Source organism: Pelomonas sp. CA6 (assembly GCF_022549225.1).
Classification (GTDB): Bacteria; Pseudomonadota; Gammaproteobacteria; order Burkholderiales; family Burkholderiaceae_C; genus Roseateles.
Map to the genome: position 1 here is coordinate 19,561 of NZ_JAKZFD010000009.1, position 12,036 is coordinate 31,596.

General features: G+C 69.6%; 12 protein-coding genes. 3 read left to right on the forward strand and 9 right to left on the reverse strand.

What is annotated here, in order from left to right; translation table 11 throughout:
* Nucleotides 1–129: 129 nt before the first annotated feature.
* Both LZ017_RS15280 and LZ017_RS15285 read right to left on the reverse strand, forming a co-directional pair.
* Nucleotides 130–1,254 carry an AI-2E family transporter gene (locus LZ017_RS15280; protein WP_277604721.1) on the reverse strand — a complete coding sequence of 375 codons (1,125 nt, stop codon included), beginning with the start codon at nucleotides 1,252–1,254 and terminating at the stop codon, nucleotides 130–132.
* A gap of 33 nt (nucleotides 1,255–1,287) precedes the next feature.
* Nucleotides 1,288–1,605: a BON domain-containing protein gene (locus LZ017_RS15285; protein ID WP_241397758.1), complete on the reverse strand. Its 318-nt coding sequence runs from the start codon at nucleotides 1,603–1,605 to the stop codon at nucleotides 1,288–1,290.
* A gap of 453 nt (nucleotides 1,606–2,058) precedes the next feature.
* Here LZ017_RS15285 and rpoN point away from each other — a divergent pair, with 453 nt between their 5' ends.
* A complete protein-coding gene (rpoN, locus tag LZ017_RS15290) occupies nucleotides 2,059–3,486 on the forward strand; it encodes an RNA polymerase factor sigma-54 (protein WP_241397759.1) in 1,428 nt (475 codons plus the stop codon).
* Nucleotides 3,487–3,496: 10 nt separating this feature from the next.
* Here rpoN and LZ017_RS15295 read toward each other — a convergent pair whose 3' ends face one another.
* Nucleotides 3,497–3,880 carry a hypothetical protein gene (locus LZ017_RS15295; RefSeq protein ID WP_241397760.1) on the reverse strand — a complete coding sequence of 128 codons (384 nt, stop codon included), beginning with the start codon at nucleotides 3,878–3,880 and terminating at the stop codon, nucleotides 3,497–3,499.
* Between the two features lie 161 nt (nucleotides 3,881–4,041).
* On the opposite strand from LZ017_RS15295, the gene LZ017_RS15300 reads away from it, so the two are divergent.
* Nucleotides 4,042–4,230, forward strand: coding sequence for a hypothetical protein (locus LZ017_RS15300; RefSeq protein WP_241397761.1), 189 nt, complete (start codon nucleotides 4,042–4,044; stop codon nucleotides 4,228–4,230).
* A gap of 399 nt (nucleotides 4,231–4,629) precedes the next feature.
* Here the strand turns inward: LZ017_RS15300 and LZ017_RS15305 are convergent, their stop codons facing one another.
* From LZ017_RS15305 to LZ017_RS15315, 3 genes are all read right to left on the reverse strand, one after another.
* Nucleotides 4,630–5,439 (reverse strand): PRC-barrel domain-containing protein, encoded by an 810-nt coding sequence (locus tag LZ017_RS15305; RefSeq protein ID WP_241397762.1) that lies wholly within the window; start codon nucleotides 5,437–5,439, stop codon nucleotides 4,630–4,632.
* A 74-nt stretch (nucleotides 5,440–5,513) separates the two neighbouring features.
* Complete coding sequence (locus tag LZ017_RS15310; RefSeq protein ID WP_241397763.1) at nucleotides 5,514–6,017, reverse strand: CBS domain-containing protein; 504 nt, start codon at nucleotides 6,015–6,017, stop codon at nucleotides 5,514–5,516.
* Between the two features lie 45 nt (nucleotides 6,018–6,062).
* A complete protein-coding gene (locus tag LZ017_RS15315; protein ID WP_241397764.1) occupies nucleotides 6,063–6,782 on the reverse strand; it encodes a DUF4142 domain-containing protein in 720 nt (239 codons plus the stop codon).
* Between the two features lie 104 nt (nucleotides 6,783–6,886).
* On the opposite strand from LZ017_RS15315, the gene LZ017_RS15320 reads away from it, so the two are divergent.
* Nucleotides 6,887–7,984: a mechanosensitive ion channel family protein gene (locus tag LZ017_RS15320; protein WP_241397765.1), complete on the forward strand. Its 1,098-nt coding sequence runs from the start codon at nucleotides 6,887–6,889 to the stop codon at nucleotides 7,982–7,984.
* On the opposite strand, the gene otsB is transcribed toward LZ017_RS15320, so the two are convergent.
* The 3 genes from otsB to LZ017_RS15335 all read right to left on the reverse strand — a co-directional run bounded on the left by otsB (nucleotide 7,976) and on the right by LZ017_RS15335 (nucleotide 12,013).
* Nucleotides 7,976–8,740 (reverse strand): trehalose-phosphatase, encoded by a 765-nt coding sequence (gene otsB / locus LZ017_RS15325; protein ID WP_241397766.1) that lies wholly within the window; start codon nucleotides 8,738–8,740, stop codon nucleotides 7,976–7,978. The genes LZ017_RS15320 and otsB overlap by 9 nt on opposite strands.
* A 538-nt stretch (nucleotides 8,741–9,278) precedes the next feature.
* Nucleotides 9,279–11,525 (reverse strand): trehalose-6-phosphate synthase, encoded by a 2,247-nt coding sequence (locus LZ017_RS15330; protein WP_241397767.1) that lies wholly within the window; start codon nucleotides 11,523–11,525, stop codon nucleotides 9,279–9,281.
* Complete coding sequence (locus LZ017_RS15335; RefSeq protein ID WP_241397768.1) at nucleotides 11,525–12,013, reverse strand: DUF2243 domain-containing protein; 489 nt, start codon at nucleotides 12,011–12,013, stop codon at nucleotides 11,525–11,527. The genes LZ017_RS15330 and LZ017_RS15335 overlap by 1 nt, the downstream gene beginning before the upstream one ends.
* Nucleotides 12,014–12,036: the final 23 nt, after the last annotated feature.

The following is a 12,036-nucleotide window of genomic DNA, read 5'->3' on the forward strand; positions in this document are numbered from 1 at the left end:
GCTGTGTCCCGGCCAGCCCAGCCTGAGGAGCGGCAGGCGTCCCCGGTTGCTTTTCAGAGGGTCCCGTTGCGCCATCACCCGGCTTCCGTCAGCGGAGGAGTTCATCGTCACGATCACGACGCCCCAGTCCTAGGGCTGCGTGCGGCCGCATCGCAGCAGGCTGCCCAGACTCAGGGCCGGACGGGCGCTGCCCTCCAGATACAGCGCCATCACGTGCAGTTTGCGGTTGCGCCGGCTGAGGCTGCGCAGCCCAATCAGCAGCGGTACGGCGATGACCGCGCCGGCCACGCCCCACAACCAACCCCAGACTAGCACCGACAGAAAGACCGAGAGCGGGTTCATGGCCAGGCGTCGCCCGATGAACCAGGGACTGACGATGTTGCTCTCGAAAGCGTGGATGGCGAGGTAGGCCAAGGGCGGCATCAGCGCTTCCAGACCGGTGGCTCCGGCCATGGTCGCGGCCAGGGCCAGCGCGGTCATCGTCAGCACCGGCCCGATGTAGGGCATGAAGTTGAGCAGCGCCGCGACCATGCCCCACAACCCCGGGCTGGGCAGCCCCAGCCAGGCCATCGCCAGCGTGGTCACCAGGCCCACGCCCAGGTTCACCAGGGCCAGCGCCATTAGGTAGCGGCCGATGTCGCGCTGCGCCGCGCGCAGCCCGGCCAGCACCAGCGCGCGCAGGCGCGGGCGCGGTGGCAGAACCTCGATGCAGCGCGCCAGCATCCAGTGTTCGGAGGCCAGCAGCAGGTAGAGCAGGATCACCGTGGCGACGGCGGACAGCGTGAAGCGCGCGCTTTCTCCAAGCAGCGAGCCGGTGAGCGCGATGCCTTCGCTGGCCAACCTGGCCTTCACCGGATCGCTGCCCTCCGCGCTGGCGTTGCGCCGTGTGCCGGAGGCCGGGCCCAGCACCGGCAGGTCGGCGCGCCAGCGATCAATGCGCGCCAGCACCGCGGCGACCGTGCTGGGCGCGCGGTCCCACCACTGCGCGGCCGGTTCGGCGAGCAGGGCCACGACCGGGATGCTGCTGCCCAGCAGCGCGCTCACCAGCAGGGCCGCGCCCACGGCCTCGCGGATGCCGTGGCGGCGCAGCAGACGGACGGCGGGCGTCAACACAAAGGTCAGCAACAGAGCCATCACCACAGGAATGAGGAGCGCGCGGGCTTCGCGCAGAAAGAAAACCAGCGCGATCAGAAAGAGACCGCGCAGCGCCCATGCGTTGAGCAGGGCGACGCGCGGAGCATCCCTGGGTGGCAAGATGAAAGCGCCGACCTCGGGTCGCCGTCCTTCTTACTTCTCGGGAGGACGGATGACGATGTTGTTGCGGACGCTCTTCACGTCCGGCACCTTGGAGGCGATGTCCGCCGCGCGATCCTTCTCGGTCTGGCTGGTCGCAAAGCCGGACAGCTGCACCGTGCCCTTGAGCGTCTCCACATTGATGCGCATCGCGGCGACGGTCGGATCCTCGGCCATGCGTGCCTTCACGCGCGTCGTGATGGTCGCGTCGTCAACATACTCGCCCACCGAACTCTGACCGCTGGTGACGGCGCATCCCTGCATGCTCAGGGCGGCCAGCGCCATCATCGAGGCGACGAGAACCTTTTTCATGTCTTATCTCCGGAAGTTGTTTCGGGGCGCGGGTCCATCCCGCGCGCTGTCTGGGCAAACCACGTGCCCGCCGGCGGCCGGGGGGCGATCACGGGGCAGCTGTTTTTGCGGCAAGCCCTGCCGGCCGCGGGAGATTCCACGCAGACCCGGGCGGGAACAGGGGTGCACCCGTGCGCATACCGGACCAAAGAATCCCGCTACAGCCTGTTGCGATTTCAGCGGCGGCGCGATCCTGCCGGGCGTCGGTGCGGGTTGCCGGCGAGACGACAGGGCGCGCGCGCCGGAGTTCGGCACACAACTTGCAGACAGCACAGCGCCGACGGCTGCGCGCACCCTGTTGCGCGGCCGTGTCGGGAACCGGAGACCGTGCGGCCGGTTCGACGCCCGGTGCCGGCTGCGCTTGACGCACGCGGGCGCTGGGCGCTCCTGCACACGACACGAGGAGTTATCAAATTGGGAGCCCTGGAACTTCGCACCGAACACCGACAGACACAGGCCTTGTCGCCGCGCCTGCAGCATGCGGTCAGGCTGTTGCAGATGTCCTCGCTGGACTTCAGTGCCATGGTCCATGACATGGCGGGACGCAATCCCTTTCTCGAGGCCGCCGAGGCCGGCGAGGAAGGGGCGCCCGCGGTCACGCAACTGGGGGGCGAGGGGGCGCCGGCCGAGCCCGCTGAACTGCCGTCGACCCTCGAACCTCTGCTGCCGGACGACCGCGAGCTGTGGCGCACCGATGGGGGCGCCGGTGTGCGCCGCGCCGAGGATGGCGAGCTCAGCGCACTGGACATGACGCCGGTGCAGACCTGCCTGCGCGACCATCTGCGCAGCCAGCTCAACGTGCTGCGGCTGCCGCAGCGCGATCTGCTGCTGGCCACCATCGTGGCCGAGTCGGTCGACGACGACGGTTATCTGCGCACCCCCTTGGAGGAGCTGGCGCCGCTGGCCGGCCTGGACCCGGCGCCCGAGGCGGTGGAGATGCAGATCGCATTGAAGCGCGTGCAGGCGCTGGACCCGCCCGGCGTCGGGGCGCGCACCGTGGCCGAGTGCCTGCTGCTGCAGTTGCCGGGCATCGACTGCGAGAAGACGCGCGCGCTGGCCCAACGCATCGTCAGCGAGCACATCCATCTGCTCGCGGCGCGCGACATGCAGGGCCTGGCCCTGCAACTGGGCGTGACGGCGGCCGAGGCCGAGGCCGTGTGCCTGCGCCTGCGCCGCCTGGACCCGCGGCCGGGCTGGCGCTTCGAGACCACCCAGGCCGCCTACATCGTGCCGGACGTGCTGACCACCAAGGTGCGCGGGCAATGGCGGGTGCAACTCAATCCGGCGGTGATCCCCCGGGTGCGCATGAACCAGGTCTATGCCGAGCTGTTCCAGCGCCATCGCGGCAGCGGCCATGGTGAGATGGCCAACCATCTGCAGGAGGCGCGCTGGACCCTGCGCAACATCGAGCAGCGCTTCTCCACCATCCTGGACGTCGCCGCCGCCATCGTGCGGCGCCAGCGCCACTTTCTGGAGTTCGGCGCGATGGCGATGAAGCCACTGGGCCTGAAGGAAATTGCCGACGAGGTGGGCATCCATGAGTCCACCGTCTCGCGCGTGACCAACAACAAATACCTGGCGACGCCCACCGGGGTGTACGAGCTGAAGTACTTCTTCTCGCGCGCCATCGTCAGCAGCAATGGCAGCGCGTGCTCGGGCACCGCGATACGCGGGCTGATCAAGGACATCATCGACGCCGAAAAACCCGAGCAGCCCCTGTCCGACGCCGAGATCACCCGCCAGCTGTCCCGCCAGGGCCTGGTGGTGGCGCGGCGCACCGTCACGAAGTATCGGCAGATGCTGAAGATCGAATCGGTGGAACGACGACGCCAGCACGGCTGACGCCCAGGGGTCAGGTCTGATCGTCGTGGCCATCATCATCGTCGTCGTCGCTCCGGCGGGGTGACCGGCTACCACTGCCCGGCGCGTTGCCCAGCAGCTTGTGGCGCTGCTGGGCGTCCAGTCCCGGTGTGGTGTGCAGATCGGTGTCCACCTGGCCGCTGGCCAGATCGGCGGCCGCTTGCTTCATCACCTCGCGCTGAGCGACGGCGGCCGCGTCCTCGCCCATCTGGCCCGTGGAATCCGCCCCGGCGGATTCATCGCGCTCATGGGGCAGGGCCAGGTCGGCGTCGGCGGCCTCGGGGGGCGAACCGGGGGCGATGGGGCCCTTGTCCAGGACCTCGTTGACGTCGGTCTTGCCGACCTTGGGCGGCAGATGCGGTGACGATGTGGCCATGTCCCTCTCCTTGCAACCGGTCTGGGTGTGAGGAGGGCGGCAAACCGGGGGCCTGCGCGGCGCGATCCGAGTGAGGGAACACGACTTGCCTCTGCAGGTCGGCGAAGAGGGGCATGCCCCTTGTTTTCCGATTTTTCTTCACTCCATCAGAGGAGCTTCCGATGACTTCACGACATGCTTCCCGACGGTTGGGCGCGGCGCTGCTGTGCGCCGTGGCGCTGATCACCCTGTCTGCCTGCGAGCGGCGCGCCAGCGACCCGGCGGCGACCAACCGCAACGCCCCCGATTCGCCCCAGACCACGCCGGCGCCGCAGCCGCCGGCGAGTCCGGCGAGTCCGGTGGGGCCGTGAGGGCAGGTGGGTGGAGAGGGGGCGCCGTTGTGCTCTCTGCGCTGGTGCGCCTTTGCGCGGGGCGCAGAGCCCGCCGGGTCCCGGCCCGGCAGCCGGGTAACTTTTCCTGCTGGCCCAGGAAAAGTCACCAAAAGGAGGGCCTGACATGCGATTTGACCGAGCCCCGCGCTTCGCACTGAGTGCCGGCCCGACCACCACCCGTGCGGCTCCACCACTCAGGATGTAAGTCGCTCGCCGAGTACGGCTCGACTCCACATCGGGCCTCTTGCATCGGCTCGCTGTCCGCTGCCTGCCACTGGGGAGGTTTGGGCGGGTGCAAAAGACAAAGCAGGCGGGCATGGCCCGCCTGCTTTTCCGCTTCCTGCGGGGATCGCCCAAGGGACGCCTTGGGCGGGGGCTTTACTTCCTGAAGTTGGGATCGTTCACATCCGGCCACTGCTTCTTGTCGAAGCCTTGCTTGGTGTCCAGCTGCTCGCGCGGCATCAGCAGCACCAGGTCGGCGCGGCGTTCGGCGGGGAAGCGCAGGGACTTCATCGGCAAGGGGAACAAACGGTCCTTGAGGCTCCAGGCCTTGTCGAACTCGAGCACGACATAGCGCACGCGCGAATTGGCCATGGAGACGACGATGTCGTTGATCTCGCCAGCGTCCTTGCCGGCCTGGTCGTCCACGTTCTTGCCGATCAGTTCGCTGGCGCGCAGCAGATGCTGGTTCTTGCGCGGCGCGATGCGGCTGGTGGGGCCGAAATGGCGTTCGACCGAGGCCGTGTAGTCGGACGAGGACCAGTCGGGCCAGCGGTTGCGCTCGAAGCCCGGGGCGCGCTTCAGACGTTCCTTGTCCACGTCCAGCACCAGCTCGTCGCGGTCCGAGGCATGACGGAAGACGGACAGCGGGTAGGCGAACAGCTTGTCGCCCAGGCCCATCACGCCGCCGAAGGAGAGGATGGCGTAGTGGATGACCTCGTTGTTCACGTCAACGATCAGGTCGTTGATCTCGCCGAGTTTTTCGCCTTGCGGGTTGCGCACTTCCTTGCCGATGAGCTGGCTGACCCGCGCATCGCGGGCCGCGGCCGCCTGGGACTGGGCGCTGGTGCCGCTGCCCGAGGGGCTGGTCTGCGCGACGGCGGGAAGGCCGGCCGCCGCGAGCAAGGCGCTCAGCAGCACAGAGACGCCGACCGTACGACCGCGGGTCCGAAGGGCTTGTTCTTGCATGGAGAACTCCAAAGTTAAGGGCTCCAGCTTCCGGCAAGCCACGTGCCTGTGCGCGGGGCCCGCGCGGGCCGGGCTCAGGAGCTGAGCTGCTGCGAAGGGTCCTCGGCCGTGCCGCCTCCGGCGGTGCCGCTGGCGCGCGATTGGCCCGAGCGGTCCGGCCGGGCCGGCTGGGAGATCTCCGCCAGCGCTTCGCCCGCCTGCGGCGACTCCGTCTTGGCCGCCACGTCGCCCAGCGTCAGGATGCCCACCAGACGCTCGTCGCGATCCAGCACGGGCATGCGCCGTATGCCGGCGTCGCGCATCTGCTGCAGCACCTCATCGACCGCATCGTCCTCGTGGCAGCACTGCACCTGACGCGTGATCAGGCCGTCCAGGCGCGTGTTCTCGGGCGTGTAGCCCTGCGCGATGCCGCGCAGCACGAGATCGCGGTCGGTCACCATGCCGACCAGACGATCGTCGTCGCAGACCGGCAGGCTGCCCACATCCAGCGCCTCCATGGCTTGCGCGGCCTGCAGCATGGTGTCCTCGGGGGTCAGCGTGCGCACGCCGCGCGTCATCAGATCGGAAACCTTGTCCATGATTCTTCGCCTTTCTGGCTCAGGGTGAGGCCCGTGAGGGCCGGCTCATCGGGAGGGCTGGCTGGCCGCGCTTGCGCCACCGTGGCCGCTGCCTGAACGCGGGTTGGTGGCGATCCGGTCGTTGAGGCTGCGTGCCATCTGCAGGTGCTCCTGCAGCGCCGGCAAGGTGCGCTGCGCGAAAGCCTTCAGTTCGGCGTCCTGCGCCGAGGCCCCGGCCTTCTGGAACAGCGCGACATCGGTCTTGTGTTGGCTGACCATGGCCTTCATGTATTCGCGGTCGAAGTTGGCGCTGCTCACCGCTTGCAGCCGCTGCAGCTCGCGCTGCGGAGAACCCGCGTCGTTGCGCGCTGCGGCGTCACGCTTGCCGGTGCCCGGCGCGGCGTCCCCGTCCCCCGAGGCGGGCAGGGCCAGCCCCTTGGTCGCGGCCAGCGTCCGCAGTTCGTCGTTGACGCGGCCGTGGTCGGTCACCATGCGTGCCGCGAAGCGCTTCACCTCGTCGTTCTGCGCCCGGTCCTGGGCCAGACGACCCAGCTCGACCTCCATCTGCCCGCCCATCGAAGCCTTGAGCACGAAGTCGTGATCGGCGCGCGACAGGCTGCTGGCCCCGGTGGCCGTGGAGGCCGGCGTGGCACCGCGCTGCGCCGCAGAGGCCGGGGAGGCCTGATCCTGGGCCTGCGCCCAGGCCGAGCTGCCGGCGACGGCCATCAGCGCCGCGACCAGCGGCGACAGCACGTGGAAACAGCGGGCGGGGGTGGATAGCTTCATGGTGAAACTCCTTGATCAAAGTGGACAGACAAGTCCATCCGGCAAACGGTGTGCGTGCGTCCCGCGGCGGATCGGTGGGAGCCCGGATTGCCCTGGTGCGCCTCATGCTCTGGCAGACGATCCGGGAGTGGGGCTTGGCACTGGGCGTGGATTTGGTGGTCTGGGCCCAGCTGCTGCTGGGCGCTGCGGTGGTCGTGTCGGCGGAGTTGCTCGTCCATCGCCTGCTGCGGCCGGTGGTGCTGCGCGTGGTGCGCTTCTCGCGCCTGGCCACCGCGATGCTGGAGCAGATGGACCGGCCGCTGCGCGTGGCCATGCCCTTGCTGGCGCTGACCCTGTTGTCTCAGGGCGTGCCCGATACGGTGATGGGCATCGCGTCGGTGCAGCACCTGCTGGGCGTTCTGTCGATCGCGGCGCTGACCGCGGTGGCCCTGGCCGCGGTGCGGGGCGTGGTGCTAGGCATGACGCTGCTGCATCCGGCCGACGTGGCCGACAACCTCAATGCGCGCCGCATCCAGACCCAGGCGCGCGTGCTGGCGCGTATCGCCAGCAGCGCGGTGCTGCTGACCGGGCTGGCCTTCATCCTGATGACGTTTCCGCGTGCGCGCCAGCTGGGCGCCAGCCTGCTGGCCTCCGCCGGCCTGGTCGGGCTGGTGGTGGGCGTCGCGGCGCGGCCGGTGTTCGGCAATCTGATCGCCGGGCTGCAGCTCGCGCTGGCCCAGCCGCTGCGGCTGGACGACGTGCTGATCGTGAAGGGCGAGTGGGGGCGGGTGGAGGAGATCACGTCCACCTATGTGGTGCTGAAGCTCTGGGACGAGCGGCGGCTGATCATCCCGCTGCAGTGGTTCATCGAGAACCCGTTCGAGAACTGGACGCGCACCAGTTCCTCCATCCTCGGCACCGTGATGCTGTGGGTGGACTACCTGTTGCCGGTCGCGCCCCTGCGTCAGCGCGTGCGCGAGCTGTGCGAGGCGTCGCCGCACTGGGACGGGCGCGTCTGCTCGGTCCAGGTCACCGACAGCACGCAGCAGGCCATGCAACTGCGCGTGCTGGTCAGCTCGCGCGATTCCGGCCGCAACTTCGACCTGCGCTGTGAGCTGCGCGAGGCGCTGATCGCGCACATCCGCACGGCATATCCGCAGGCGCTGCCGCGGCTGCGCCTGGTGGAGGAAGCGGCCGTGTCGGCCGAGCCGCCCTCAACCTAGCGCCACGAGCATGCGCTCCAGCAACACGCGCACGTCCGGCTGCGTGGCCACGAAGAAGCGCGCGGCGGTGGCGCGTTCGCCCGGCGCGACGCAGACCGTGAGCCACTGCGGGTCGGCTTGCTCGAACACCGGTTCGTCGTTGAGGTCATCGCCGACATAGATGGCGGCGTCGCTGTCATGCAGCGCGACGACGCGGCGCAATGCCTGGGCCTTGTCCGGCGCGCGCGCCGGCAGCAGGTTGATCACCTTCTTGCCCTGCTGGACGAGGATGTCTTCGCGCCGTGCCGCGCCGGACAGGCGCCGCAGCAGCGCGTCGCGCGCGGCGTCCGGATCGTGGCTGCGGCGGTAGTGCAGCGCGATGGAGGCGCCCTTGTCCTCCAGCTGCACGCCGAGCCGGGCCCAGGCCTGGGCCTCCTCCCGCAGCAACGGGCGCAGCGCGTCCAGCGTGCGGACGATGCCGGCGGGCAGGCCTTGCTGCGCGTCCTCCGCGCCGTGGTTGCCGATCAGGTGTGCCGGCGTGAACGGCAGCCGACCTCGCAGATCGGCGACGCTGCGCCCGCTGATCACCGCGATGGGCAGGCGGTCGGCCAGCGTGCGCAGCAACGCGCCCAGGTCCGCCGAGATCTGCGCCTGCGCCGGGTCGGCGACGATGGGTGCCAAGGTGCCGTCGAAGTCCAGGCCGAGCACCGGACGGGCGAGGAGGGTGGCTTGGAGGGCGGCGTGGCCGGCGGGGGTGAAGAGAGGGAGGGGGGGCATGGGGAGGGGGGCTTTGGGCTTTGTGGTTTAGGTTTTGGTTTGGCGTTGGTTGGGTTTGTTGTCTGGAGGGCCGGTTCCGGCCTGGCCGGCCGGGTCACTTTCTTCTGGGGGCCCAGAAGAAAGTAACCAAAGAAGAGGGCCTGAAATGCGATTTGACCGAGGCCTGCGCTGGGCAGAAAGTACGGGCCCGACCACCACCCGGACGACTCCACCGCTCAGGCCTTGAGTCGCTCGCCGGGTACGGCTCGACTCCACATCGGGCCTCATGCCAAGGCTCATGCAGGGCCTCATGACGGGCCTCGTGCCAGGTCTCCTGCTGGGTCTCCTGCCGATGCGGGCGGCTGGATGCCGCCTGCATTGGCGCCCCCTGGGGGGCAGCCCAGCGGACCCGCTGGGCTTGGGGGGTGTTTGGGGGCCGAGCGCCGGGCCGCCCCAAGCCGGCCCAGATGGCGATGTGCGAGCGGGGCCAGCCCCGCGAGCATCGCCGTCCCCTCGGGGGACCGCCCAGCGTACCCGCTGGGCGAGGGGCCCAGGCCACTCACGCTACGGTCTCGGGCGCCTCGCGCTGCCGCTGCACCCGCGCCACGATGCGCTGGCGCAGGCGCCAGCGGCCGGCGTCGGCGAGCATGCGGCCGGCCCAGCGGTAGACGTTGAATTCGCGCACGGTCATGCGCAGGCTGGCCATGCGCTCGCGCTGCTCGGCCTCGGGCATCAACGCGGCGCGGTGCAGCGCGTCGGCGGTCTCCTCGACGTGGTAGGGGTTGACGATCAGCGCCTCGGTCAGCTCGCGCGCGGCGCCGGCAAAGCGGCTCAGGATCAGCACACCGCGCTCGTCGTCGCGGGCCGCGATGAATTCCTTGCAAACGAGGTTCATGCCATCGTGCAGGCTGGTCACCACGCAGATGTCGGCGGCGCGGTAGAGCTCGTTCACCGCCACGCTGTCGTGCTGCTCGGCGAGCAACACGACGGGCTGGTAGCGCCCGGCGCCGAAGCGACGGTTGATGCGCTCGGCCACGCGTTGGATGCGGTGCTGGAAGTCCCGGTATTCCTCCAGCACGCTGCGCGTCGGCGCCGCCACCTGGACGAGTACGAACGATCCCTGCCATTGCGGCCGCTTCTCCAGCAGACGCTCCACCGCATGCAGGCGCTCCAGGATGCCCTTGGTGTAGTCGAAGCGGTCCACGCCCACCGCCAGCACCGTGTCGCGCGGCAGCTGCAGCCGCTCCAGCACCGCGCGCCGCGCCTCGGCCGGGGGCGGCCAGGCGGCCTGCTGTGCCTCGCTGGGCCAGGCGATGGAGATGGGATAGCTTTCGATCAGCGTCTGCGCACCACGGTAGGAGATGGTGGAGTGTTCATGCTCGATGCGCGCTTCCAGGAAACGGTCCACGGTTTCCAGGAAGTTCTTGCAGTGGAAGCGGGTGTGGAAGCCCAGGATGGTGCTGCCCAGCAGGCCTTGCAGCAATTCGCGCCGCCAGGGGCAGATGCCGAAGGACTCGGGGTTGGGCCAGGGGATGTGCCAGAAGGTGAGGATGGTGGCCTTGGGCAGGCGCTGGCGCACCATCGCGGGCAGCAGCGCGAAGTGGTAGTCCTGCACCATCACCACTGGGTCTTCGCCGCGCGCCTCGGCCACCACCGCGTCGGCAAAGCGTTGGTTCACCGCGCGATAGCAGGCCCAGTCGCTCTCGCGGAAGACCGGCCGCACATGGGCCACGTGGCACAGCGGCCAGAGGCCTTCGTTGGCAAAGCCGTAGTAGTAGCCCTGCTCCTCCTCGTCGCTGAGCCAGATGCGGCGCAGCCGGTATTCGCCGCTGTCCGGCGGCACGGCCACACAGTCCTGCGCGTCCACGACCTCGCGGTCCGCGTCGCCGCTGCCATGGGCGATCCAGGTACCGGAACAGGCCCGCATCACCGGCTCCACCGCGGTGACCAGGCCGCTGGCCGGTCGCCGCACGACGATGCCGTCCGGCCCGTGCTGGTGGATGTAGGGCTCGCGGTTGGAGACGATGATCACCTGATCGCCCCGCAGCTGGGTCTTGAGCAACTGGCGCAGGCGTTCGGGGTCCCATTCGGTCAGCGGGCCTCGCTCGCGGTAGAACTCGTCCTCCAGGTCGCGCAGGCGCTCGCGCACTTCCAGCGCCAGCGGCTGCAGCTCCGGTGCCTGCACCAGAGGGCGAAGAATGCCCTCGCCGCGCAGGATGGCGCGCATACCGGAGACCCAGCCCCGCCAGCTGATCTGCGCCACCGCCATCGTGATGCCGGCCACCGCCAGCCCCAGCAGCGTCATGAAGGCGAGCAGGTAGCGTTGCGTGTCCTCGCTGCGCCTTTCGGTGAAGCTGAGGTCCTGCAGCAGCACCAGACGGTCGCCGGGCTGCTGCTCCGGGTTGACCGGATAGACGCCCACATGCACCGCGCCGGTGGCCAGCGTCAGCCGCGGCGCGCTGCGCTGCGCCTGCTGCGCCGCCTGTGCGCAGCCCAGGCTGGAGGGGTAGCCGCGCGTGGCCAGCACGCGTTCGCCATCAGGCGAGCACAGCGCGATCGCGACCAGGCGCTCGTCCTGCACCACGCGCTCCAGCAGCGCGCGCAGCTGGGTCAGCCGGTTGGCGTCGTCGGACTGGTCCAGCGCGGCCGCCAGCGTGCGCGTGAGCAGCAGCCCGCGGTTGTTCAGGTCCCGGGCGAACCAGCGCTCGGTCATGCGGTCCATCAGCGGCAGCGCCACCAGGGCCGCCAGGGCCAGCGTGACGAGGAGGGGCAGCAGAAAGCGCAGCTGGAGTTGGAAGCTTTTCATCACCGCGCGTCCGCCGGCGATGGGCGTCCGGCGCGGCGGATCAGCAGCAGACCCAGTCCCATCATCAGCAGGCCCACGCCCAGGTAGATCGCGTCGGGAATGCGCGGATCCGGGGCCTGGTCGATCACATGGTGCAGGCCCAGCATGTGGTGGTTCACCAGGCCTTCCAGCACATTGAACAGCCCCCAGCCCAGCAGACCGGCGCCCAGCAGACTGCGCCCCGACCACCAGCGCTGCGGCCCCCGCCCGGCGGCGTAGAGCAGGGCCACGCCCAGCAGCGTCAGGGTCCAGGTGAACAGGTGGAACAGTCCGTCGATGAACTGGTTGACCTTGATGTCCAGCAGATTGCTGGGCGGCAGCCAGCCGGACAGCATCTGGTGGGTCTGCATGATCTGGTGGAAGAAGATGCCGTCGGCGGATCCGCCCAGGCCGGCGCCGAGCAGGAATCCGGCGGCCAGCAGCGGTCCGCGGCGTTTGTCGGTTTTCATGGGGTCGCGCTCCGTGGGGCGGG

Excerpts from the sequence above, each read along its gene's own strand:
- LZ017_RS15285 (WP_241397758.1), bottom strand. The coding sequence starts at position 1,605 with ATGAAAAAGGTTCTCGTCGCCTCGATGATGGCGCTGGCCGCCCTGAGC.
- LZ017_RS15295 (WP_241397760.1), bottom strand. The coding sequence starts at position 3,880 with ATGGCCACATCGTCACCGCATCTGCCGCCCAAGGTCGGCAAGACCGAC.
- LZ017_RS15300 (WP_241397761.1), top strand. The coding sequence starts at position 4,042 with ATGACTTCACGACATGCTTCCCGACGGTTGGGCGCGGCGCTGCTGTGC.
- LZ017_RS15305 (WP_241397762.1), bottom strand. The coding sequence starts at position 5,439 with ATGCAAGAACAAGCCCTTCGGACCCGCGGTCGTACGGTCGGCGTCTCT.
- LZ017_RS15310 (WP_241397763.1), bottom strand. The coding sequence starts at position 6,017 with ATGGACAAGGTTTCCGATCTGATGACGCGCGGCGTGCGCACGCTGACC.
- LZ017_RS15315 (WP_241397764.1), bottom strand. The coding sequence starts at position 6,782 with ATGAAGCTATCCACCCCCGCCCGCTGTTTCCACGTGCTGTCGCCGCTG.
- LZ017_RS15320 (WP_241397765.1), top strand. The coding sequence starts at position 6,887 with ATGCTCTGGCAGACGATCCGGGAGTGGGGCTTGGCACTGGGCGTGGAT.
- otsB (WP_241397766.1), bottom strand. The coding sequence starts at position 8,740 with ATGCCCCCCCTCCCTCTCTTCACCCCCGCCGGCCACGCCGCCCTCCAA.
- LZ017_RS15330 (WP_241397767.1), bottom strand. The coding sequence starts at position 11,525 with ATGAAAAGCTTCCAACTCCAGCTGCGCTTTCTGCTGCCCCTCCTCGTC.
- LZ017_RS15335 (WP_241397768.1), bottom strand. The coding sequence starts at position 12,013 with ATGAAAACCGACAAACGCCGCGGACCGCTGCTGGCCGCCGGATTCCTG.